Annotated in this window: 20 protein-coding genes; 13 read left to right on the top strand and 7 right to left on the bottom strand. The window is 71.6% G+C overall.

Going from position 1 to position 21913, the window contains the following annotated elements; all coding sequences use genetic code 11:
* Nucleotides 1-19 precede the first annotated feature (19 nt).
* The 3 genes from EXE45_RS11400 to EXE45_RS11410 form a co-directional block, all read right to left on the bottom strand.
* Nucleotides 20-1522, bottom strand: a complete 1503-nt coding sequence (locus EXE45_RS11400) for a GTPase (protein ID WP_137694417.1) — start codon at nucleotides 1520-1522, stop codon at nucleotides 20-22.
* A 254-nt stretch (nucleotides 1523-1776) separates the two neighbouring features.
* A complete protein-coding gene (locus tag EXE45_RS11405) occupies nucleotides 1777-2520 on the bottom strand; it encodes a fumarylacetoacetate hydrolase family protein (protein WP_092922262.1) in 744 nt (247 codons plus the stop codon).
* 78 nt (nucleotides 2521-2598) lie between these two features.
* Nucleotides 2599-3714, bottom strand: a complete 1116-nt coding sequence (locus EXE45_RS11410) for a zinc ribbon domain-containing protein (RefSeq protein ID WP_137694418.1) — start codon at nucleotides 3712-3714, stop codon at nucleotides 2599-2601.
* A gap of 105 nt (nucleotides 3715-3819) precedes the next feature.
* Here EXE45_RS11410 and EXE45_RS11415 point away from each other — a divergent pair, with 105 nt between their 5' ends.
* Nucleotides 3820-4542, top strand: a complete 723-nt coding sequence (locus tag EXE45_RS11415) for a metal-dependent hydrolase (protein WP_092922256.1) — start codon at nucleotides 3820-3822, stop codon at nucleotides 4540-4542.
* A gap of 132 nt (nucleotides 4543-4674) precedes the next feature.
* Entirely contained in the window at nucleotides 4675-5073 is a 399-nt protein-coding gene (locus EXE45_RS11420) for an OsmC family protein (protein WP_092922253.1), read from the top strand.
* A gap of 79 nt (nucleotides 5074-5152) precedes the next feature.
* Here the strand turns inward: EXE45_RS11420 and EXE45_RS11425 are convergent, their stop codons facing one another.
* Together EXE45_RS11425 and EXE45_RS11430 are read right to left on the bottom strand one after the other, a co-directional pair.
* A complete protein-coding gene (locus EXE45_RS11425; RefSeq protein WP_137694419.1) occupies nucleotides 5153-7819 on the bottom strand; it encodes a PAS domain S-box protein in 2667 nt (888 codons plus the stop codon).
* A 46-nt stretch (nucleotides 7820-7865) separates the two neighbouring features.
* Complete coding sequence (locus tag EXE45_RS11430; RefSeq protein ID WP_137694420.1) at nucleotides 7866-8531, bottom strand: O-methyltransferase; 666 nt, start codon at nucleotides 8529-8531, stop codon at nucleotides 7866-7868.
* A 119-nt stretch (nucleotides 8532-8650) separates the two neighbouring features.
* Between EXE45_RS11430 and EXE45_RS11435 the strand changes: the two genes are divergently transcribed.
* Nucleotides 8651-10324 carry a methylmalonyl-CoA mutase gene (locus tag EXE45_RS11435; protein ID WP_137694421.1) on the top strand — a complete coding sequence of 558 codons (1674 nt, stop codon included), beginning with the start codon at nucleotides 8651-8653 and terminating at the stop codon, nucleotides 10322-10324.
* 49 nt (nucleotides 10325-10373) lie between these two features.
* Here EXE45_RS11435 and EXE45_RS11440 read toward each other — a convergent pair whose 3' ends face one another.
* Nucleotides 10374-11177, bottom strand: a complete 804-nt coding sequence (locus EXE45_RS11440) for a formate/nitrite transporter family protein (RefSeq protein WP_092922241.1) — start codon at nucleotides 11175-11177, stop codon at nucleotides 10374-10376.
* A gap of 118 nt (nucleotides 11178-11295) precedes the next feature.
* Between EXE45_RS11440 and mce the strand changes: the two genes are divergently transcribed.
* Nucleotides 11296-11682, top strand: a complete 387-nt coding sequence (mce, locus tag EXE45_RS11445; RefSeq protein ID WP_092922238.1) for a methylmalonyl-CoA epimerase — start codon at nucleotides 11296-11298, stop codon at nucleotides 11680-11682.
* Between the two features lie 63 nt (nucleotides 11683-11745).
* Here mce and EXE45_RS11450 read toward each other — a convergent pair whose 3' ends face one another.
* On the bottom strand, nucleotides 11746-13881 hold the full coding sequence (locus EXE45_RS11450; protein WP_137694422.1) for a S9 family peptidase: 2136 nt from the start codon (nucleotides 13879-13881) through the stop codon (nucleotides 11746-11748).
* 157 nt (nucleotides 13882-14038) lie between these two features.
* On the opposite strand from EXE45_RS11450, the gene EXE45_RS11455 reads away from it, so the two are divergent.
* The 9 genes from EXE45_RS11455 (at nucleotide 14039) to EXE45_RS11495 (ending at nucleotide 21897) form a co-directional block, all read left to right on the top strand.
* Nucleotides 14039-14713 (top strand): cyclase family protein, encoded by a 675-nt coding sequence (locus tag EXE45_RS11455; protein ID WP_199233618.1) that lies wholly within the window; start codon nucleotides 14039-14041, stop codon nucleotides 14711-14713.
* A 119-nt stretch (nucleotides 14714-14832) separates the two neighbouring features.
* Nucleotides 14833-15114 (top strand): 50S ribosomal protein L44e, encoded by a 282-nt coding sequence (locus EXE45_RS11460; RefSeq protein WP_092922229.1) that lies wholly within the window; start codon nucleotides 14833-14835, stop codon nucleotides 15112-15114.
* A gap of 2 nt (nucleotides 15115-15116) precedes the next feature.
* Entirely contained in the window at nucleotides 15117-15290 is a 174-nt protein-coding gene (locus EXE45_RS11465) for a 30S ribosomal protein S27e (RefSeq protein ID WP_004595868.1), read from the top strand.
* 18 nt (nucleotides 15291-15308) lie between these two features.
* Nucleotides 15309-16109 (top strand): translation initiation factor IF-2 subunit alpha, encoded by an 801-nt coding sequence (locus EXE45_RS11470; RefSeq protein ID WP_092922226.1) that lies wholly within the window; start codon nucleotides 15309-15311, stop codon nucleotides 16107-16109.
* A gap of 36 nt (nucleotides 16110-16145) precedes the next feature.
* The gene (locus EXE45_RS11475) at nucleotides 16146-16328 is read left to right on the top strand and encodes an RNA-protein complex protein Nop10 (RefSeq protein ID WP_137694424.1); all 183 of its coding nucleotides are present in this window, start codon (nucleotides 16146-16148) and stop codon (nucleotides 16326-16328) included.
* A gap of 97 nt (nucleotides 16329-16425) precedes the next feature.
* Nucleotides 16426-17178, top strand: a complete 753-nt coding sequence (locus EXE45_RS11480; protein ID WP_137694425.1) for a proteasome assembly chaperone family protein — start codon at nucleotides 16426-16428, stop codon at nucleotides 17176-17178.
* Nucleotides 17179-17296: 118 nt separating this feature from the next.
* Nucleotides 17297-18463, top strand: coding sequence for a thiolase domain-containing protein (locus tag EXE45_RS11485; RefSeq protein WP_092922217.1), 1167 nt, complete (start codon nucleotides 17297-17299; stop codon nucleotides 18461-18463).
* Nucleotides 18460-18921 carry a Zn-ribbon domain-containing OB-fold protein gene (locus EXE45_RS11490; RefSeq protein WP_137694426.1) on the top strand — a complete coding sequence of 154 codons (462 nt, stop codon included), beginning with the start codon at nucleotides 18460-18462 and terminating at the stop codon, nucleotides 18919-18921. Before EXE45_RS11485 ends, EXE45_RS11490 begins: the two co-directional genes overlap by 4 nt.
* A 129-nt stretch (nucleotides 18922-19050) precedes the next feature.
* Nucleotides 19051-21897, top strand: a complete 2847-nt coding sequence (locus tag EXE45_RS11495) for a PAS domain S-box protein (protein WP_137694427.1) — start codon at nucleotides 19051-19053, stop codon at nucleotides 21895-21897.
* Nucleotides 21898-21913 lie beyond the last annotated feature (16 nt).

A 21913-nucleotide genomic window follows, 5' to 3' on the forward strand; every position in this document is an offset into this window, starting at 1 on the left:
GATCCCCCGGCGAGCGGTACTACGCCGGCCCGCCCTCGCCGCGGTCCCTCTCGCCCCCCGCTAGCCGCCGCTCCGCCTCGGCGACGACGGCGGGGCGGCCCGCGAGCTCGACGGCGATGGTCTCGCTCCCGTAGCCGACGTCCGCGACGACGCCGCGGTCGTACGCCCACGAGAGCGCGGCCTGCGCGGCGCCGCCGTTCGGGGCCTCGACGGACGCCGTCGCGGTCGGGAGCGCGTCCGCGACCGCGTCGGCGAGGTCGCCGAGCCCCGTCCCGTCGCGGACGCTGACCGGAATCGGCGACCGGAGGGCGTTGACGACGGGGGCGCCCCGCGGGTCCAAGTCGGCGACCGCGCCCTCGTAGGCCGCCACCGCGGCCGCGAGCCCGTCGGGTCCGACCTCGTCGGCCTTCGACAGCACGGGGATCACCGGCCCCTCGGTCGCCTCGATCGCGGACAGCGACGCGCGGAGCTTCCGGCGGAGGTCCGCGGGGTCGTCGCTCGCGTCGGCGACGAGCAGCGCGCAGTCGGCCGCTCGGATCGCGTCGATGGTCGTCCGGAACGAGCGCACCGCCTCGTGGGGGAGCCCGTCGAGGAAGCCGACGGTGTCGGTGACGAGGGCGCGTCGCCCGCCGACCGTCGCCCGCCGCGTCGTCGTGGCGAGCGTCTCGAACGGGCGGTCCGCGACCGCGAGCGCTCCGTCCCCGTCCGCCGGGCCTCCCTCGCTGGCGTCGGTGAGGTCGGCGTCGCGAGGCGCGGCTTCGTCCCCGAACTCGGGGTCGTCCGACTCGTCGGCGAGCCGGCGCGCGAGCGCCGACTTCCCGGCGTTGGTGTACCCCGCCAGCGCGACGAGGTCGAACCCGGCGTCGCGGCGCTCCGCCCGCCGGCCGGCGCGGTCGTCGGCGATCTCGTCGAGCGCGCGCTCGGCGGACTCGATCCGCTTCTCGACGTCAAGGACGCGGCTGTCGCCCTCCGGCCGGAGGCGCACGTCCTCGCCGGAGTCGCGGGCGATCGCCTCCCGGAGCCGGGGCAGCTCGTAGCGCAGGCGCGCCAGCTCCAGCTGGCGGTTGGCCGCCCGGGAGTCGGCGGCGTCGGCGAACAGCTCCAAGACGAGCCGAGGGCGGTCGATCACCGCGGTCCCGGTCGGGAGCAGGTCGCCGAGCGAGAACGTCTGTCCCGGCGAGAGGCTCCCGTCGTAGACCACGGCCTCGGCGTCGGTCTCGGCCGCGAGCCGCATCAGATCCTCTGCCTTCCCGCGGCCGAGGTCGTAGGTCGGGTCCTCGCGGCGCCGCTGGGTCACTTCGCCGACCACCGCGTAGCCGGCCGCGGCGGCGAGGTCCCGGATCTCGGCCGTGTCCGGGAGGTCGTCGTCGGCCCGCGCCGCGACGACGGCGGGGGACGCGTCCGGAGCGGCGGACTCGAGGACGGAGGAGCCGGAGTCGTCTGTGTGCGCGTCGTCGTCCGCGTGAGCGTCGGTTTCGATCGATTCGGCGGTCTCGTTCGTCGTAGCGTCGTCTCGTGACATTCGGTCGGGCGCTCGCGTCGGCCCGGAGAGGGGAGCGTCTCGCGCTCCGGTCGCGGCTCTGCGGCGCGGGCGACGGGCTCCGCCTCGCGAAGCGGGGCGGCCGCGTCGCGCCGCGGCGGTACCGTCACGAACCGGCGACGAACGAACAGGTCTCCATACCTCCGACTCTGGGGGCTGCCACATAAGCGTTCACCGGAAACGAGGTGTGGTACCGAGCCGCAACAACTGGGAGTCCTCCGAACGGCGAGCGGTGCTCAGGGGATCCGAACGTCGTGTTCGAGGGTGCCGACGCCCTCGATTTCGACCTCGACGGTGTCGCCGTCGGAGAGCGCGCCGACCCCCTCGGGCGTCCCCGTCGCGATGACGTCGCCCGGCTCGAGCGTGAGGTACGTCGTGATCTCCTCGATCAGCGTCGGCACGTCGAAGATCATGTGCTCGCGGTCGCTCGACTGCTTCGTCTCGCCGTTGACGCGGAGCTCGACGCCCGCGTCGTCCGGCACCTCGTCCGGCGTGGCGAGGACGGGGCCCAGCGGCGCGGCGCCGTCGAACGCCTTCCCGCGCACCCAGTTCTGCTCGCGGTTCTGGTCGTCGCGGTTCGACACGTCGTTCATACAGGTGAACCCGGCGACGACGTCCATCGCGTCGGCGGCGTCGACCGCCTTACACTGCTCGCCGATCACGACCGCGAACTCCGCCTCCCAGTCGATCCGCTCTTTGCCGGCGGGGACGGTCACGGTGTCGCCGTGGCTCGCCACCGCGTTCGGCGGCTTCAGGAAGAGCAGCGGGCGGTCCGGCACGTCGTTGCCGAGTTCGGCGGCGTGGTCGGCGTAGTTGCGCCCGATACAGACGATCTTGGAGGGGTCGGTCGGGGCGAGCACGTCGACGTCGGGGTCGGAAAACGCGTACTCGTCGCCGCCGAAGGCGACGGTGTCCGTCGCCGGGTCGTACTCTCCCTCGCGGATCGATCCGGCCGGGTCGCGGAACCGTGCGCGGTACATACGCGAGCGAACGGGCGGCCGCCCGAAAAGCGTTCCCGGAGAGGCAAGCGACGACCGCGACGGGTGGATCCCGCCGAGTCACTCCGCCGAGTCGCTCGTCTCCGCGGCTTTCTCGTCGTCCGGGGTGTCGCCCTCCACGACGTCGTCGTCCGGGGTGTCGCCCTCCGCGACATCGAAGTCGCTTAGGCGTCCGTCACCGATCGCGAGGTCGTCGAGCGGCGGTGCCCCGCCGTCCCCGCCGAACACCTCCGACCGCGCGCAGTCGACGCAGTAGTGGTTGTGGCGGATCGAGTGGGTGCGAACCGGAACGCCCGCGGCGACCGTCTCGTCGCGGCGCCGCCTGACGAGGCCGCGCTCGAACGCCTCGCCGCAGACGACGCAGGGCTCGTCGACGGACTCGGGCGGCCGGACGATCCGGTGGTCGACCGTCTTCTGCCGGCCGAACGCCGTGATTCCGTGGCGACGGTCGAGGCGCCGGCGGACCGGCGGGGCGACGCCGAGGCCGAGACCGGCGAACGCGAGTCCGACCAGCGCGGCGGGCGGGGAACCGCTCGTCGCGGCGAAGTAGCCGATCAGGCCGCCGATAAGCAACAGCAGCCCGGTCAGGACGTAGGCGGTAGCCGCCTCCGTCCGCCCCGCGTCCTCGACGCTCGACGGGGCGAGCGCCGGCGCCTCGTCGCCGCGGACGAGCCGGCGCCGCTCCGCCAGCTTCGAGTAGTGCCACCAGCCGTACAGCACGTTCCCGATACCGCTAGTGAAGATGAACAGCAGGACATGGACGCCGACGGAGCCGATACCGCGGTCGACGAGGACGACGCGGTCGCCGTCGTCCCGCTCGATCTCCCACCCGGCGTCGAGGTGGTCCTGAACCCGACGGCGGAAGGCGCGCTCGCTCTCGACCGGGGTCGACGCCGAGCGCGACGTGGACGAGTTCGGCCCGTCCGACTCCTCGGGCGTGCGGCCCGTCGGCTCGGACGCGAGGCGTTCACCGCCGGACCGCGACGCGCCGCAGTTCGAACAGAACCGGTCGCCGTCGTCGAACGCCTCGCCGCACGCGGAACAGTACGCGGGGTCGTCCGGGTCGCCGAGGTCGGCACCGCAGTCGGGGCAGAAACTCGCCCCGGCCGGCACCGCCTCGCCGCAGGCGGGGCAGGCGGCCGGCGGGTCGCCTGGGTCGCTGGTCTCGGAGGGCATCTGATCGGCGTTCGCGTTCGTCCCTGTTAATTGCTTTCGCCGGCGGGCGACGAGTTCCGCGGCGTCGAATTTTATTACGCCGCGCCGAGATGTACCGAACGTACCATGGAACTCACCTGGCACGGCCACTCCACGTGGCACGTCGTCGTCGAGGACACGGAGCTGCTCATCGACCCGTTCTTCGACAACCCGAAGACCGACGTCGACCCCGCGGACATCGACCCCGATTACCTCCTCCTGACTCACGGGCACGCGGACCATATCTCGGACGCGGCCGAGTTCGAGGACGCCACCGTGGTCGCGACCCCGGAGCTGACCGCGTACGTCCAGGAGAACTTCGGCCTCGAACACGCCCTCCCGGCCGGCGGGATGAACATCGGCGGCACCGTCGAGTGCGGCGACGCGTGGGTGACGATGGTCCGCGCGGACCACTCGAACGGGATCGAGAACGACCCCGACTACTCGGCCGGCATGCCGACCGGGTTCGTGATCGGCGACAAGAAGCCGACCCAGGAGTCCGACCCGGACTGTACCACGTTCTATCACGCCGGCGACACCGGACTCATGTCCGAGATGGTCGACGTGATCGCGCCGTACCTCGAACCGGACGCGGCCGCTCTGCCCGCCGGCGACCACTTCACGATGGGGCCCGCGGGCGCCGGCATCGCTGCCGACTGGGTAGGCGCCGACGTCGTCTTCCCGATGCACTACGACTCGTTCGGGCCGATCGAGATCGAGACCCGCGAGTTCGTCAACGAGGTGAAGGCCGCGGGCGCCGCCGCCGAACCCGTCGTGCTCGACGGCGACGAGACGTACACGCTGGACTGACGGGCCCGGCGTCGACGGTCCGACTCGGCGGTTCTCCGACTTTCGTCCGACGATGTCGACCGCTCTCCTCGCCGGCAGCGACGCCCCGTGTCGGCAGCCTTTAGCGGCGGGGGGACTAATCGACACTCGACTATGGCAGACATCGAGACGTCCACGGTTTCCGAAGCGGGGTACGCCAGTACCAGTCAGGTCGGCGAGTTCGACCTCCGGATCGACGCGACGGACGAGACGGGGCCGAACCCGAACGCGGCGCTCGTCGCGACGTACGCTTCCTGTTATCTCCCCGCGCTCCGCGTCGGCGGAAGCCAGCGCGGCGAGGAGGAACTCGGGAAGGTCCAGATCGACGCGAGCGCCGAACTCGACGAGGACGACGACCTCGAATCGATCGCGTTCGACGTCCACGTCGAGGCCGACCTCGACGACGAGACCGCCGCCGACATCGCCGAGCGCGCCGAGGGCATCTGTCACGTCCACAGCGCGCTCCGCGAGGGGCTCCACGCCGACGTGAGCGTCTACCCCGGCGCGTTCTGAGTCGGTCCTCACCCTCTCCGGTACTTCGCTTTTCGCGCTCGTTCGTCGCCGCACACGGTCGTATCCGCGCTCCGGCCGGTCAGTCCTGCGACCCCGCCTCCTCCGCGGACCGGCCGGACGCGTCGGCCGGCGGCTCCGTCTCCTCGGCGCCCGGCGGCTCCGTCTCCTCGGCGCTCGATTCAGGCCGGTCGACTCCGGTGAATTCGAACCGGGCGCCGCCGCGTTCGCCCGCCGTGACCTCGACCGCCCAGCCGTGCGCCTCGACGATGCGCTGGACGATGGCGAGCCCGAAGCCGGTGCCCGTCTCGGAGGTGGTGTAGCCGCTCTCGAACACCGTGTCCCGTTCGTCCGGGTCGATCCCGGGCCCGTCGTCCGCGACGTAGAAGCCGTCGGAGAGGTCGCCGACGACGACGCGCTCGCCGCCGTGTTCGGCGGCGTTCCGGAACAAGTTCCCGAAGAGCTGCCGGACCCGGCCGGGGTCGGCGCAGATCTCGCCGTCGGCCTCCACCGCGACCTCGATCGGCGCGGTCTCCGCTCCGCCGCCGCCCGCGTCGCCGCCGAACGGGTCCTCGCCGTCGGTCGATCCGAACGCGTCGTCGCCGTAGCGGGCGGCCAGTTCGCCGAGGTGGACGCGCTCGAACGAGCCGACCGCTTCGCCCTGCCTGGCGAGCGCGAGCACGTCCTCGATGAGCCCCTCCATCTCGTCGAGCGCGCGCTCGCAGCGGTCGAAGTAGGAGTCGGTCCCCGTCTCACGGGCGAGCCGGAGGTACCCAGAGAGGACGTTGAGGGGGTTCCGGAGGTCGTGGGAGACGATCGAGGCGAACTCGTCGAGCCGCTCGTTCTCCCGCTCGATGCGGCGCTCGTACGCCCTGCGCTCGGAGATGTCGCGGCTGCTCGCCAGGAACCGGTCCTCGCCCTGGACGTCGATGCGCCGCACGTGGACCTCGGCCGGGAACGTCGAGCCGTCGGCGCGGGCGAACGTCGTCTCCAGCCGGACCGTCTCGTCCATTTCCAGGTCCTCCCAGAGCCGCACGCCCTCCTCCGGCTCGAGCTCGGCGTCGACCTCCCAGACGTCCATCCCGACGAGCTCCTCGCGGTCGTAGCTGAGCGCCTCCGTCATCGCCCGGTTGGCGTCGACGATCTCCCCGGACTCGTCGTGGATGTCGACCATGTCCGGCGAGCGCTCGAACAGCGCCTCCAGCCGCGCCGAGGTGCGTTCGAGCCGCCGCTGCCGCCGACGCTCCTCCGTCACGTCGCGAGAGATGCCGAGCACGCCGTCGAACTCCCCGTCGATGACGAGCCGGGTCAGCCCGTAGTCGACGATCGCCCCGGACTGCCTCGGCAGGTCGACCTCGACCGTCCCGGTCATCGACTTGCGGTCGCCGTCGACGAGCGCGTCGTACCGGTCGCCGTCGCCCGCGGCTCGAATGCGGTCGACGAGCCGGCTCTCGCGGCCGACGAGCGCCTCCGGATCGGCCTCGAGCACGTCGCCGGTGTGGTCGTTCGCGAGCGCGATGCGGCCGTCGGCGTCGTAGATACACACGGACTCCGGCAGTTCGTCGACGATGCGACGGTACCGCTCGAGGTCGCGCTGGCGGGCCTTCTCCTCGGTGACGTCGATGTGGATGCCGACGGCCCGGAGCGGCTCGCCGTCGTCCGTCCGCTCGACGACCCGACCCCGGTCCCGGATCCACTTCCAGTCGCCCGACTTCGTCCGCATCCGGAAGTCGCACTGATAGAGGTCCGTCTCGCCGACGAAGTGGGCCTCGATGGCGTCCCAGGCGTCGCCGATGTCGTCGGGGTGGACGCGGTCCTCCCACGTCGACAGGTCGAAGTCGATCTCGTCGGTGTCGTGGCCGAGCATCGCGGCCCACCGGTCGTCGAACCGCACCTCGTCGGTCCGTACGTTCCAGTCCCAGACGCCGAGGTCGGCCCCCTCGACGGCCAGCTGAAGCCGCTCGGAGAGCTCCCGGAGCTCCCGTTCGCGCTCCCGGCGCTCCGTCACGTCCCGGAAGTACAGCGCCAGGCCGTCGGCGGTCGGGTACGCGTTCACGACGAGGTCGGCGCCGAGGCGGTCGACGTGGTGTTCCAGCCGGTTCGCCTCACCGGTCTCGGCGACCTCGCGGAGCGCCGCCTCGGCCTCGGTGCCGACGACCTCCGGGAACAGCTCCCAGATCCGCTCGCCGAGCACCGTCTCCGCGTCGCGCTCCAGGAACCTCGCCGCCCGCTCGTTGAGGTAGGTCAGCCGCCACTCCGAGTCGACCTGACAGAACGCGTCGGTGGTGCGCTCCAGGTGCGCGGCCAGGCGGCGGTCGCCGCGCGCCTGCGAGACCACGCCCTCGACCGCGCTCGCGAGCTGCGCGTACGGGTCGGCCGGCTCCGCTCGGCGGACGTACTCATCGACGCCGGCGGAGATCGCCTCGCTGGCGACCGCCTCCGACCCAGACCCGGTGAACAGCACGAACGGCACGTCGCCGTGTCGGTCGCGGACGGTCTCCAGCAGCCCGACGCCGTCGGCCTCGGCCAGTTCGTAGCCGGACACCACGCAGTCGAACGAGGCCGACGACAGCGCGTCCAGCGCCGCCTCGGCGCCCTCGACCGCCACCACCTCGGTCCGGTCGTCGCGCGCCTCGAGGCGCGAGGCCGCCGCGTCGGCGAACCCCGACTCGTCGTTGACGGCGAGGACGCGCACGATCGACGCCGCTCGCGGTCCCTCGCCGTCGTCGGTTCCGTCCAATCCTTCCATCCGAGTTGATGTTTTCAATTCGACATGATAACCGTTTCGTTCGGTTTCACCGGACGACCGTCGAAACGGCGATGCCGGAGCCGACCGGGAGGACCGCGGTCTCCACCGCGTCGTCCGAGCGGACGGTGCCGAGGTACTCGCCGATGCCGCGGGTCTCGGCGTCCACGGCCGCGTCCGGGAGCGGCTCGCCCGCCTCGAAGTGCGCGACGAGGGCCTCGAAGTCGATGGGGCCGCGGGTGACGTTGTCGGCGACGATCACGCCCCCGGTCCGGACCTTCGGGAGGACCGCCCGGTAGGCGTCGGCGTACCGCCCCTTCTGGTGGTCGATCAGGACCACGTCGAAGGGGCCCTCGTAGCGGTCTATCGTCTCCATCGCGTCGCCGACCTCGAAGGTGACGCGGTCCGCGTAGCCGTAATCGGCGGCGAACGCCACGCCCCGCTCGGCCTCGTCGGCGTCGAACTCGGCACAGATCACGCGCTCGGCGCCGCCGCGGAGGAACCACGTGGCGGAGTAGCCGAACCCGGACCCGAACTCGAAGACGCGTTCCGCGTCCGTCAGCCGCGCGAGCAGGCGGAGGACCGCCCCCGCCTCGGGGCCGATGATCGGGAATCCCCACTCGGCGGCGAGGTCGGCCATCTCCGACTGGATCCGGGTGTGCTCCGGCGCCGTCGCGGTCAGAAACCGGCGCGCGGGATCTGTGAGCACGTCCATGCCCGCGCCTCGGACGCGCGACACTTAAATCGGGTCGGCGGGGAAGCGGCGCGGTGACCCGCGGTCGACCGGGTCCGCCCTGAAAAGCGTTAAGTCCCGTTCGGTCGACCGATTCAGTAATGTACGACCCTGAGGAACTCGCCGCGATCCGGGAGGCCAAGGAGTCGTGGGAGGACGGAACCTACGGCGAGACGGTCGACCGGTTCGGGGAGCGCGAGGAGACGTTCACCACCGACACCGGCGGGCAGGAGGTCGACCCCCTCTACACCCCCGCCGACGTGGAGACCGACTACCGCGAGGACCTCGGCTACCCCGGCGAGGAGCCGTACACCCGCGGCGTCTACTCGACGATGCACCGCGGGCGCCTGTGGACGATGCGCCAGTACGCCGGAATGGGCACCGCCGCGGAGACCAACGAGCGCTTCCAGTACCTCATCGACGAGGGCTCGTCGGGCCTCTCGATGGCGTTCGACCTCCCGACGCAGATGGGATACGACTCCGACGCCGCGATGGCCGAGGGCGAGGTCGGCCGCTCGGGCGTCGCCATCGACACGCTCGACGACTTCGAGACCGTCTTCGACGGCATCCCGCTCGACGAGGTGTCCACGTCGATGACGATCAACGCGCCCGCCGCCGTCCTCCTCGCGATGTACGTCGCGATGGGCGACGAGCAGGGGGTCCCGCGGGAGCAGCTCCGCGGGACGATCCAGAACGACATCATGAAGGAGTACATCGCGCGGAACCTCTACATCTATCCGCCGAAGCAGTCGATGCGGCTGATCACGGACATCTTCGAGTTCTGCGCGGCCGAGACGCCGAACTTCAACACCATCTCCATCTCGGGGTACCACATCCGCGAGGCGGGCTCGACCGCGGCCCAGGAGATCGCCTTCACCCTCGGTGACGGCATCGAGTACGTCGAGGCGGCCCTCGACGCCGGGCTCGACGTCGACGAGTTCGCCCCCCAGCTCTCCTTCTTCTTCAACGCCCACAACAACATCTTCGAGGAGGCCGCGAAGTTCCGCGCCGCCCGCCGGATGTGGGCCCAGATCATGGAGGAGCGGTTCGGCGCCGAGAACCCCAAGTCGAAACAGCTCAAGTTCCACACCCAGACCGGCGGCTCGACGCTCACCGCCCAGCAGATCGAGAACAACGTCGTCCGCGTCTCCTATCAGGCGCTCGCGGCCGTCCTCGGCGGCACCCAGAGCCTCCACACGAACGGGAAAGACGAGGCGCTCGCGCTCCCGACCGAGAAGTCCGTCCGCACCGCGCTCCGCACCCAGCAGATCCTCGCTCACGAGTCGGGCGCGGCCGACACGATCGACCCGCTCGCGGGGTCGTACTACGTCGAGAGCCTCACCGACGGGATCGAGGAGGACGCCTTCGAGATCATCGAGGAGGTGGACCGCCGCGGCGGGATGCTGGAGGCCGTCGAGAGCGGCTGGGTCCAGCGGCAGATCCAGGACGTCGCCTTCGAGCGCCAGCGGGAGATCGAGGCGGGCGAGCGGATCATCGTCGGCGTCAACGAGTTCGAGGTGGACGAGGAGCCGGAGATGGACCTCGAAGAGGTCGACCCCGACCAGGAGCAGAACCAGCGCGACCGGCTGAACGAGGTAAAAGCCGACCGCGACGGCGACGCGGTCGACGACGCGCTCGCCGGCCTCCGCGAGGCGGCGCAGGGGACCGAGAACGTGATGCCACACGTCGTCGACGCGGTGAAGTCGTACGCGACGGTTCAGGAGATCTCCGACGTGCTCCGCGACGAGTTCGGGGAGTACAAGCCGGGGCGGTGAATCCGGGAGGGGATCGGCTCGCGGGGCGAACTCGTCCCGCGGAGCGCGCTCACTCCGCGCCGCGGACGACGTGGCCGTACTTCAGCAGCGCGACGAACACCGCGCCGCCGAAGGCGTTACCGATCGTCGACAACACGAGGAACCCGACGTAGTCGACGACCGTGATCGCGGGCGAGGAGAACAGCCCGAACAGCACCTCGACGTTGCCCGCGATCGAGTGCGGGAGGTGGAGGAGCCCGATCGTTCCGGTGACGATCAACACGAGGAGGATCCGGGATGTCGTGTCCTTCGCCGCGGTCACGAGCCACGCCAGCAGCCCCATCAGCCACCCGGCGAACACGCCGCCGACGAACAGCCACGGGAGGCTGTGGTCGACGAGCTTCAGGGCGATCGTCTCGAACGACTGAGGGTCGACGACGCTGAGCTCCGGCAGCAACAGCGTCACGAGCAGCGTGAACAGGAGGCCGCCGACCAGGTTCCCGACGTACACCAGGCCCCAGAGCCGGCCCAACTGTCGGGCCGAGGCCTGCCGGTCGAGCACCGGTATCACGGCCAGCGTCGTGTGCTCCGTGAACAGCTCCGAGCGGCCCAAGATAACGAACATGAAGCCGATGGAGTAGACGCTCGCCAGCAGCAGTTCGGTCGTGAGGTCGCCGAACGTCCCCGGCGAGAGGGTCAACACGACCGCCATCATCAGCGGGCCGAAGCCGATGTCGAGCCCCGCCGACACCCCCGAGAGGAGGAGTCCGGACCGCTCTCGGTTCATCTCGTGGAGGCCGCTATCGAGCAGCGATCCGAGGATGTTCCGCGACGTCATCTGCTCCGTCGAAGCGTCGGACTGTGAGTCGCTCACTAATGGGGGCCTACGATCGGTACTCCCGGATCGCACCCAAGCCTTTGGATCCCGGCGAGGCGAGTGGTGTTCCACTTCGCTCGCTCATTATAAGTCGCGGGCGCCCGATCCGGTTCGTATGCGCTTCGATCACGTCGGCGTCGCGACCCGCGACGCCACCGCCCTCGCCGACCTGTTCGGCGGCCTGCTCGACGCTCCGGTCGCCCACGAGGAGACGTTCGACGGGATGCGGATCGTCTTCCTCGAACTCGACGGCGGCGGCTACTTCGAACTGCTCGAACCGGACGCCGGCGGGACGATCGCGGACTACCTCGACCGGGAGGGCCCCGGCGTCCACCACGTCGCGCTCGCGGTCGACGACCTCCCGGCCGCGCTCGACGAGGCGCGCGACCTCGGCATCGACCTCGTCGACGAGGAGCCGCGCCCCGGCGCGTGGGGCCACGAGGTCGCGTTCTGCCATCCGCGCTCGACGGGCGGCGTGCTCGTGGAGTTCGTCGAGCGCTGAGGCGGGGTCGCGCCGACCGCGACCGTCACCGTCCGACCGCGACCGTCACCGACCGGTCGTGGCTCAGTCCGCGGACTCGGCCTCGACCGCCGGGTCGTGCGTCTCGTACCAGTCGAGGATCTTCGCTAACCGGTGGATCGCTCGGTCGGGGTCGCCGATGTTGTGGTGCTCGTCCGGGTAGACGACCAGCTCGGCGTCGATTCCCCGCTTCCGGGCGGCGACGTACAGCTGCTCCGACTGCGAGGAGGGGCACCGCCAGTCCTCGCCGCCGGCCATCACCAGCAGCGGGGTCTCGATGTTCCCGGCGTCCAGCACCGCCGTCGACGCGTCGTACGCCTCGGGGTTCTCCCACGGGAGCCCGAACTCGGCCTCCAGCCAGACGTGGGTGTCGTCCGTGCCGAACGCCGAGCGGAGGTCGTAGATGCCGTGCTCGGGCGCCGCCGCGGTGAACAGGTCCGGCTCCTGCGTGACGAGGAATCCCTGCGCGATCCCCCCGTACGAGAACCCGTGGCCGAACACGCGGTCGGGGTCGACCCAGCCGCGGTCCGCGAGCGACCCGACGCCGGCCGCGATGTCGTCGACCTCGGCGGTCCCCCACTTCCCGGTCAGCTCGGCGGCGAACTCGCGGCCGCGGGAGGTACCGCCCCGGTAGTTCGGGCGGAAGACGAGGTACCCCCGGCTCGTCAGCGCGGCGTGACCGAAGCTGAACACCGGCTCGTCGTACGACATCGGGCCGCCGTGGATCGCCACCACGAGCGGGTGGTCGCCGTCCTCTGGGTCGACGTCGGGGTCGTGGTAGAGCACGCCGTCGAGCGTCCAGCCGTCGGACTCCCACTCGACGCGGCGGGCCTCCGGCATCGCGAACTCGTCGACGAGCGACTCGTTGACCTCGGTGAGCCGCCGGAACGACTCCGGTCCGCCGGCGGCGTCGAGGTCGTCGACGTCGACCGCGTACAGGTCGGTTCCGGCCTCCGGCTCCGAGAGGACCGTCACGGCCGTCGACCCGTCGTCGGCGACGTCGAACCCGGCCAACGCCCGGTCGCGGCCCTGCGCCTCGAAGACGCGCTCCGCGGTGCCGTCGGTCTCGACGCGGACCAGCCGCGTGTGACTCTCGTCGGCGATCCGGGTGTAGATCGCGCCGTCGACCCACTCGATCCCGCCGCCGCGGGCGACCGTCCGGTCGAGGCCGCCGGTGAGCGAAACCGGGTCGTTGCGGGCGTCCGCGTCCGTCGCGGCGTCGACGAGGTACACCTCCGCCGGCGCCGGCGGGTCGTCGGGGTCGCTTGCGACCGTCGCGATCCCGTCGCCGTCCGGACGCCACGCCGGCGCGCCGTGGGTGAGGTCCCCGCCCGTGAGCCGCTCCGCGTCGCCGCCCTCGGGCGACACCGCGTAGAGGTCGCGGACGGTGGTGTCGTCGGGGCGGTCCAGTCGACAGGACGTGAACGCGATTCGCCCGTCCGGACCCCACGCGGGGTCCATGCCGGCGAGGTCCTCGAAGGCCCCGCCGCCGTACGCGTCGTCGAGCCGACGGGGGTCGCTCTCGGGGTCGTCGGGGTCGACGACGAACAGGTACCGCGTCACGTCGTCGGTCCAGCCGGCGCCGTTCACCTTGTGTTGGAGCCGGGTCGTCTCGATCGGGCCCCCCTCCTCGCGCACCTGATCGAGGTACTCCGACTCCTCGTCCGTCGGGTCGCGCGACTCGATCACCAAGCGGTCGCCCTCGGGCGACCAGTCGAAGCCGGCGACGCCCTCGTCGCGCTCCGTGACCTGACTGGCGTCGCCCCCGAGCGCGAGGTCGAAGATCCACACCTGCGGCTTCGGCTCCTCGTCGCCGTTTTCGAGGGGCTCGTCGTCGGCCGATTCGTCCGCCTCGTCGTCGTCGGCCTCCGCTTCCTCTCCCTCGTCCTCGTCCCGGTCCCGCCAGCCCACCCGTTTCTCCGCGTCGCGCTCGCGGGCGGCCAGGAACGCGAGCCGGTCGCCGTCCGGCCCCCACGCCGGCGCGGAGGCGCCCGACGCGCTCGTCAGCCGGTGCGGCTCTCGCGAGCCGTCGGTCGGGGCGACGAACAGCGACGAGACCGCCTCGTCGGCGGCCTGATCGTACTCGGTCGCGGTGAAGGCGACGCGGTCGCCGGTCGGTGAGACGGCGACCTCGCCGACTTGCGTCAGATCGTAATACGCGTCCAGCGGCAGTTCCGACATGGACCGAAGCAGCGGCGGGCGGAGGAAATACGTTCGGGCCGCGGAACCTCGCGGGGCGGTGGGGGACGGTCCGGCGCGGACCGATTCGGTTCGCGGCCGCGGGCCGACACGGAGCGCCGGCGACCGACTTAACCCCGCCGCGGTTCGACCGCCGGCCGTGTTCCGCGACTGCTCGCGACCGATCGAGACGGGTATGCCGACGTACCCGGGCGACCCCGACGTGTCGCTCGCGCCGGACGCGACCCACGAGGCCGATGGCTACGCCACGAGCGAACTCCGCACCGGAACCCACGCGGGAACGCATGTCGACGCGCCGCGGCACACGCTCCCCGAGGGGGAGGCGATCGACGAGCGCGGCGTCGGGAAGTTCGCGTTCGACGCGCGTCTCGTCGACTCCCGGCCGTTGACGCCGCGGGAGCCGATCGGGGCCGAGGCGTTGCCCGACCCCGACGCCATCGACCCCGACGTCGACCTCTTGGTCGTCCGGACCGGCTGGGCGGCGCACTGGGGGACCGACAGGTACCGCGACCACCCGTACCTGACCGCTGCGGCCACCGAGCGCTGTCGGGCCGCGGGCGTCGGCGTCGGGCTCGACACGTTCGGGCCGGATCCGACGCCCGCCGCGGGTGGAGCGAATCCGGACCCGGATACTCCCGACGAGCCCGACGGCACCCCCGCCCACGACGCCCTCTTACGCGGCTCGCTCCCGATCGTCGAGAACCTGTGCGGACTCGACGGGCTCCCCGCGCGGTTCCGGCTGTACGCCTTCCCGCTCCGGCTCCGCGACGGGGACGGGTCGCCGGTCCGCGCGGTCGCGGAGTGGGAGGACTGACCTCGGGACTGCGGCCGGACATCCTCCGCGAGGGAGCAAGTCACGGGCCGGATCGCGGGCGCCCGAGACCAAACCCGTTTTAAGCGTCGGAGACGAACCGCGACTCAAGGTCGATATCCATGGAAATGCCACGCCGCTTCAACACGTACTGTCCCCACTGTGACTCCCACCACGAGCACGAGGTGGAGAAGGTCCGATCGGGTCGCGCGACCGGAATGAAGCGCGACGCGCGGCAGCAGCGCCGCGCGCTCGCGACGATCGGCAACGCCGGCGGGTACTCGAAGGTCCCCGGTGGCGACAAGCCGACGAAGAAGACCCACCTGAAGTACCGCTGCGGCGACTGCGGAAAGGCCCACATGCGAGAGGGATGGCGCGCCGGCCGTCTCACGTTCCAGGAGTAAGCATGGCGGGAGACTTCCACCGCGTCGCCTGCGGCGACTGCGAGAACGAACAGGTCGTCTTCGGCAAGGCCTCCTCGACGGTGTCGTGTGCGGTCTGCGGCACGACCCTCGCGACCCCGACCGGCGGGGAGGCGGAGCTTCACGGCGAAATCGTCGAAACCGTTGAGGCGCGGTAACCGCCTCGCTTCCCCGATATGAAGTACAGCGGCTGGCCCGAACCCGGCGAGCTAGTGGTCGGCGAGGTGGACGAGATCGCCGACTTCGGCGTGTTCGTCGACTTAGAGGAGTACGAGGACAAGCGCGGCCTCTGTCACATCAGCGAGGTCGCGTCCGGCTGGATCAAAAACGTCCGCGACCACGTCCGCGAGGGGCAGACGGTCGTGGCGAAGGTGCTGGAGATCGACGAGTCGTCGAACCAGATCGACCTCTCGATCAAAGACGTCAACGAACACCAGCGCAAGGAGACGATTCAGGACTGGAAGAACGCCCAGAAGGCCGATAACTGGATGCTCATCGCGCTCGGCGAGGACGTCGACGACGACCGCTACGCGACGGTCGCGAACGCGCTCCTCGCGGAGTACGAGAGCCTCTACGACGCCTTCGAGGCGGCCGCGATCAGCGGGAACGAGGCGCTCGACGACGTCGACGTCGACGAGGAGGCCGCCGCGGCCATCGTCCAGGCGGCCCGGAACAACGTCTCCGTCCCGTACGTCGACGTGACCGGATACGTCGACCTCGAATCGGCCGCCCCCGACGGCGTCGACGACGTGCGCGACGCGCTCGCCGCCGCCGAGGGGAACGGCGAGATTCCGGACGGCGTCGAGCTCGACGTCGGCTACGTGGGCTCGCCGGAGTACCGGATCAAGGTCCGGGCACCCGACTACAAGCTGGCGGAGGCCCAGCTCGAGTCCGCCGCCGAGCGCGCCCGCGAATCCATCGAGGCCGCCGGCGGCGTGGGCGAGTTCCACCGCGAGCGGCGCGAAGACGACGAGTAACCCAGAGCGACCCGACGCCACGACGCCTTTTCACCCGTGAAATCAGATATCCGCGTCTGCGCGAACTGGGAGACCGCTCACGACCGCCCGGTGTACGCGCTCGGCGAGCGCTGTCCCGAATGTGACGGCCCGACCGAGAACAGCGCGCCGGCCCCGTTCGGCCCGGAGGACCCGTACGGCGAGTACCGCCGGCGCGCGCGGCGACGCGGCTCCGAGTAGTCGCCGGTGGACGCGGCGACGCGGGTCGGCGTCCCGACGCGACCGCGAGCCATCGGAATAGCCACGCTCTTGTGACCGCCGCTCGGACGGATACGGTATGGACGACATCGAGATAGACGCGGTCGCGACGCCGGAACTGGACGACCCGGTGTTGATCGAGGGGCTACCGGGCGTCGGCCACGTGGGGAAGCTGGCGGCCGAACACCTGTTGGAGGAGTTCGACGGGGAGCTGGTCCGCCGGGTGTACGCCACGGAGTTCCCGCCGCAGGTGAGCGTCGACGACGGGGGCGTCGCGGCGCTGACCTGCGCCGAGTTCCACGCCATCGAGACCGACGGCGCCGACCTACTCGTGTTGACCGGCGACCACCAGGCCGGCTCGAACGCGGGTCACTACCGGCTCACCTCGACGTTCCTCGACATCGCCGAGGAGTTCGGCGCCGAGCGGGCGTTCGCGCTCGGGGGCGTCCCCACCGGCGAGCTCGTCGAGGAGTACACCGTCCTCGGCGCGGTCTCCGACGCCGATCTCGTCGACGACCTCGAAGACGCCGGCGTGGAGTTCCGCGCTGACGAGCCGGCCGGCGGCATCGTCGGCGTCTCCGGGCTCGTGCTCGGGCTCGGCGGCCGCCGCGGGGTCGAGGCCGCCTGCCTGATGGGCGAGACGAGCGGCTACCTCGTCGACCCGAAGAGCGCGCGCGCCGTGCTGGAGGTCTTAGAGACCGTCCTCGACATGTCCGTCGACTACGAGAGCCTGGAGGACCGCGCCGAGGAGATGGAGGAGGTCGTCGGCAAGATCCGCGAGATGCAGGAGGGGCCGGCGGTGCCGGACGACGACCTGCGGTACATCGGCTGAGTCGGGGCGCGTTCGAGCCGGCGGCCGCTTTTCCGTCCGGCGAACCGCGCTCGAAGGTCGCGCCTCGGAACCCCCGGTTCCGGCAGAGCTAAACCGCATCCCCGATCACCGTCCGTGTATGACAGACGTACGCGTCGCCGGGGTCGGGCTCACGCGCTTCGGGAGCCACCCGGAACGGACCGGCCGGGACCTGTTCGGCGAGGCCGCGCTCCGGGCGTTCGAGGACGCCGACGTCGACAGGGCCGACGTCGAGGAGCTGAACTACGGGAACTTCATGGGCGCGCTCGCCGAACACCAGGGCCATCAGGCGCCGCTGATGGCCGAGGCCGCGGGGGTCCGCTGCCCGGCGACGCGCTACGAGTCGGCGTGCGCGTCGGCCGGGGTGGCGGTCCGCGAGGCGGTCCGAACGGTCGCGGCGGGCGACGCCGACGTCGTCCTCGCGGGCGGGATGGAGCGCATGACGAACCTCCCGACCGACGAGGTGACGGAGGGGCTCGCCATCGCGGCCGACGACCTCTTCGAGGTGCGCTCGGGCGTCACGTTCCCCGGCGCCTACGCGCTGATGGCGAACGCTTACTTCGACGCGTACGGCGGGAGCCGCGAGGACCTCGCGCACGTCGCGTCGAAGAACCACGCCAACGCCGTCCCCAACGAGTACGCCCAGTACCGGAAGGAGGTGTCCGTCGCGGAGGCGATGGACGCCCCGCCGGTCGCGGAGCCGCTCCACCTCTACGACGCCTGCCCGATCACCGACGGCGCGAGCGCGATCGTGTTGGTCTCCGCGGAGTACGCGGAGCGTCACGACCTCGACGCGCCGGTCGCGGTGACGGGGACCGGGCAGGGGACCGACCGGATGGCGCTCGGCGACCGGGAGCGCCTCGCGCGGACGCCCGCGGCCGACGACGCGGCCGACGCGGCCTACGCCGACGCCGGCGTCGAGGCGACCGACGTCGACGTGGCGGAGGTCCACGACTGCTTCACCATCGCGGAGGTGCTGGCGCTGGAGTCGCTGGGGCTGTTCGAGCCGGGCGAGGGGATTTCGGCGGCCCGCGAGGGGATCACGACCGCCGACGGCGACCTCCCGGTGAACCTCTCCGGCGGCCTGAAGGCGAAGGGGCACCCGGTCGGCGCGACCGGCGGCTCGCAGATCGCGGAGCTGACCCGACTCCTCCGGGGGGACCACCCCAACAGCGAGCACGTTCCGAACGCCGAGGTCGGCGTTGCGCACAACGCCGGCGGCACGGTCGCCAGCGCGGTCGTCCACGTGCTGGAGGTGGCGGAATGAGCGACGGGGACGGGGCGGCCGGCGGCTCGCCGCCGACCGGCCGCGACCACGCCGAGTGGCTCGACGCGCTGGCCGACGGCGACGGGTTCGCCCTGGTCTGCCCGAACGGGCACGGCTCGCTCCCCCCGCGACGGGTGTGTCCGGAGTGCGGGTCGACCGAACTCTCGCGGGAACCCCTCGCGGAGACGGGGACGGTGGCGACGTACAGCGTCGTCCACGTCCCCTCGCCGCGCTTCGCGGACGACGCGCCGTACGCGACCGCGGTGGCCGACTTCGGCCCGACGCGCCTGACGGGGATCGTCCGGGGCGAGGGCGACGGGGGCGGCGCGACCGACGGCGAGGACGCGGACGACGCCCCGCCCGAGGCGGCGATCGGGGACGCGGTGACGGTCGGCGTCGGCGAGCGCGTCACCGACGGCGAACGGCTCGTCGTCTTCCGCCCTGCGACCGACGAGTGAGACGGGGAGTCGACGGGCCGCGTCGACGAGGCGAAACGCGACGGAATCGGTCCCCCTCCCGGCGAAGTTCGGAGACAGAGCCTGTCAACGCCAAAACCGTTATATCCGGGTGTTCGGTATTCGGGACGTATGTCCGACCGCATTCCGGTCCTCCTCGTCGACGACGACCCGGACCTGCGCGCGGTCACCGCCTCCTTCCTCGAACGCGAGGAGGACCGGCTGGCGGTCGAGACCGCGGCCGACGCCGCAGCCGGGCTCGACGTCCTCGCGGACCGGGAGGTCGAGTGTATCGTGTCAGACTACGAGATGCCCGGGAAGGACGGCCTCGCGTTCCTCGAGTCGGTCCGCGAGCGCGACCCCGACCTCCCCTTCGTCCTCTTCACCGGACGCGGGAGCGAGGAGGTCGCGAGCGAGGCCATCTCCGCCGGCGTCACCGACTACCTCCAGAAGAGCGGCGGCACGGAGCGGTACGAGCGGCTGGCGAACCGGATCGTCGAGGCCGTCGAGAAGCGGCGTGCCGAGCGGGACGCCGAGCAGGCGGTCGAGCAGTTCCGCGCGGTCGCGGAGGGCGCGTCCGACGCGATCGTCACGATCGACACCGACGGCGTGATCCGGTTCGCGAACCCGGCCGTCGAGTCCGTGCTCGGGTACGAACCGTCGGAGTTGGAAGGGAAACCGCTGACGACGCTGATGCCCGAGCGACACCGCGACGACCACCGCGAGGCGATGGAGCGGTACCTCGACACCGGCGAGCGGGGCGTCGACTGGTCGAACGTTCGGTTCAACGCGCTCCGCCGCGACGGCGACGAGGTCCCCGTCTCCCTGTCGTACGGCGAGTTCGCCGTCGACGGGGAGCGGCAGTTCGTCGGGGTGATCCGCGACGAGACCGAGCGCGACCGACACCGGGCGTTCATCGAGCACGCCAGCGACGTGGTCGCGGTGCTGTCGAGGGACTGGCGGTTCCGGTACCTGAGCCCCTCCTGCGAGCGCGTGACCGGCCACGCCCCGTCGGAACTGCTCGGCGAACGGTCGCTCGACTACGTCCATCCCGATGACCGCGAGGCCGTCGAGTCGGCCTTCGCCAGCGTCGACCCCGGCGGAACGCCCCCGAGCGCCGAGTACCGGTTCGAGACGGCCGAGGGCGAGTATCGCTGGCTCGAGTCCGTCGGGAGCGACCGGATCGAGACCGACGGCGTCGAGGGGTACGTCGTCACCACGCGCGACGTCTCCGAGCGGAAGGAGCGCGAGCGGACCCTCTCCCGGCTCCGGGAGTGGACGCGGGAGCTCAACTACACCCGGACCACGGAGGAGGCGGCCGAACTGGCGGTCGAGGCGGTCGACGACCTGATCGACGCGGGGCTCAGCGGGATCCACCTGCGAACGGCGGACGGGGATAGCCTCGAACCGGCCGCGCTCGGCCAGTCGGTCCCCGCGCTGTTCGAGACGCAGCCGTCCTACGACCGGGACGCGCCGGAGGGGAGCCGGGCGGCGCTGGCGTGGGAGGCCTTTCACGGCGAGGAGTCGGTCGTCGTCGACGAGCTCTCGACGTACGAGCCGCTCGACGAGTCCTCGCCGGCGGAGAGTCTCGTGTTGCGCCCGATCGGCGACCACGGGCTGTTCGTCGTCTCCTCGCCGGAGCCGCGCGAGTTCACCGACACCGACGTCCTCGTGGCCGAGATCCTCTCCGGCCACCTCGAGGCGGCGCTCGACCGCATCGAACGGGAGCGCCGCGTCGAGCGGCTCCACGGGGCCACGCGGACGCTCGTCGGGGCGGAGTCCCGGGAGGAGATCGCCCGGCGGGCGGTCGAGGCGGCCACCGACGTGCTGGGGTTCTCGATCGTCACCGTCCGGATCCACGACGAGGCGGCCGGCGGGTTGGTTCCGATGGCCGTCTCGTCGGAGGCGGCGGATCTGCTGCCGGACCGCGAGACATACTCGCCCGACGACGGGAGCCTCAACTGGGAGACGTTCGAGGCGGGCGAGCCGCGGATGTACGACGACATCCGGACGACGGACGCGCTCGACGCCGGCACGGCGCTCCGCAGCCTGTTGATCGTCCCGATAGGCGAGTACGGGACGATCGCGATCGGCGAGACGGAGCCGGGGGTGTTCGGCGGCGTCGACGAGTACCTCGCCGGGATCTTAGCGACCGCGGCCGAAACGGCGTTTCAGGCCGAGGCGCGCACCCGCCGGCTCGCCGAGCGGACCGCGGAGTTGGAGCGCCAGAACGACCGGTTAGAGGAGTTCGCCGGCGTGGTGTCACACGACCTTCGGAATCCCCTCGAAGTCGCGCGCGGCCGCACCGAACTCGCCCGCGGGGAGTGCGACAGCGAGCACCTGGCGGCGGTCGAGCGCGCGCACGACCGGATGACCGCGCTGATCGACGACCTGCTCGCGCTCGCCCGGCAGGGCGACCCCGTGACCGACGCGGAGCCGGTCGATCTGGGGCGGGTCGTCGACTCCTGCTGGCGGACCGTCGACACGAAGGCGGCGACGCTGCGCGCCGAGGCCGAGGGGACGGTCGTCGCGGACGAAGGGCGACTCAAACAGCTGTTGGAGAACCTGATCCGGAACAGCGTCGAGCACGGCTCGACTGGCAGCCGGACGGAGTCCGGCGACAGCGTGGAACACGGTTCCACGAGCAGCGAGGGACGGAGTCCCTCGGGCAACCGGGCTCCGCCCGGTGACAGTCGGGCGGAGCCCGACGACAGCGTCGAGCACGGCGGCGGGGACGTGACGGTCGCGGTCGGGACGCTCCCCGACGGCTTCTACGTCGAGGACGACGGGCCGGGGATCGACCCGGACCGCCGCGAGGCGGTGTTCGACGCCGGCCACTCGACGTCGCAGTCGGGGACCGGGTTCGGGCTACGGATCGTCGAGCAGGTGGCCGACGCGCACGACTGGTCGGTGCGCGCGGTCGAGAGCGAGGCGGGCGGGGCGCGATTCGAGATCACCGGGGTCGACTTCGCGGAGTGACCCCGCGCGACGGGTC

The organism is Halorubrum sp. SP9, assembly GCF_005435015.1.
GTDB classification, from domain to species: domain Archaea; phylum Halobacteriota; class Halobacteria; order Halobacteriales; family Haloferacaceae; genus Halorubrum; species Halorubrum sodomense.

What these genes read in the sequence shown, in the direction of transcription:
- EXE45_RS11470 (WP_092922226.1), top strand. Translation starts at nt 15,309, where the DNA reads ATGAAGTACAGCGGCTGGCCCGAACCCGGCGAGCTAGTGGTCGGCGAG.
- EXE45_RS11415 (WP_092922256.1), top strand. Translation starts at nt 3,820, where the DNA reads ATGGAACTCACCTGGCACGGCCACTCCACGTGGCACGTCGTCGTCGAG.
- mce (WP_092922238.1), top strand. Translation starts at nt 11,296, where the DNA reads ATGCGCTTCGATCACGTCGGCGTCGCGACCCGCGACGCCACCGCCCTC.
- EXE45_RS11435 (WP_137694421.1), top strand. Translation starts at nt 8,651, where the DNA reads ATGTACGACCCTGAGGAACTCGCCGCGATCCGGGAGGCCAAGGAGTCG.
- EXE45_RS11420 (WP_092922253.1), top strand. Translation starts at nt 4,675, where the DNA reads ATGGCAGACATCGAGACGTCCACGGTTTCCGAAGCGGGGTACGCCAGT.
- EXE45_RS11410 (WP_137694418.1), bottom strand. Translation starts at nt 3,714, where the DNA reads ATGCCCTCCGAGACCAGCGACCCAGGCGACCCGCCGGCCGCCTGCCCC.
- EXE45_RS11400 (WP_137694417.1), bottom strand. Translation starts at nt 1,522, where the DNA reads ATGTCACGAGACGACGCTACGACGAACGAGACCGCCGAATCGATCGAA.
- EXE45_RS11490 (WP_137694426.1), top strand. Translation starts at nt 18,460, where the DNA reads ATGAGCGACGGGGACGGGGCGGCCGGCGGCTCGCCGCCGACCGGCCGC.
- EXE45_RS11430 (WP_137694420.1), bottom strand. Translation starts at nt 8,531, where the DNA reads ATGGACGTGCTCACAGATCCCGCGCGCCGGTTTCTGACCGCGACGGCG.
- EXE45_RS11460 (WP_092922229.1), top strand. Translation starts at nt 14,833, where the DNA reads ATGGAAATGCCACGCCGCTTCAACACGTACTGTCCCCACTGTGACTCC.
- EXE45_RS11480 (WP_137694425.1), top strand. Translation starts at nt 16,426, where the DNA reads ATGGACGACATCGAGATAGACGCGGTCGCGACGCCGGAACTGGACGAC.
- EXE45_RS11450 (WP_137694422.1), bottom strand. Translation starts at nt 13,881, where the DNA reads ATGTCGGAACTGCCGCTGGACGCGTATTACGATCTGACGCAAGTCGGC.
- EXE45_RS11465 (WP_004595868.1), top strand. Translation starts at nt 15,117, where the DNA reads ATGGCGGGAGACTTCCACCGCGTCGCCTGCGGCGACTGCGAGAACGAA.
- EXE45_RS11485 (WP_092922217.1), top strand. Translation starts at nt 17,297, where the DNA reads ATGACAGACGTACGCGTCGCCGGGGTCGGGCTCACGCGCTTCGGGAGC.
- EXE45_RS11405 (WP_092922262.1), bottom strand. Translation starts at nt 2,520, where the DNA reads ATGTACCGCGCACGGTTCCGCGACCCGGCCGGATCGATCCGCGAGGGA.
- EXE45_RS11425 (WP_137694419.1), bottom strand. Translation starts at nt 7,819, where the DNA reads ATGGAAGGATTGGACGGAACCGACGACGGCGAGGGACCGCGAGCGGCG.
- EXE45_RS11495 (WP_137694427.1), top strand. Translation starts at nt 19,051, where the DNA reads ATGTCCGACCGCATTCCGGTCCTCCTCGTCGACGACGACCCGGACCTG.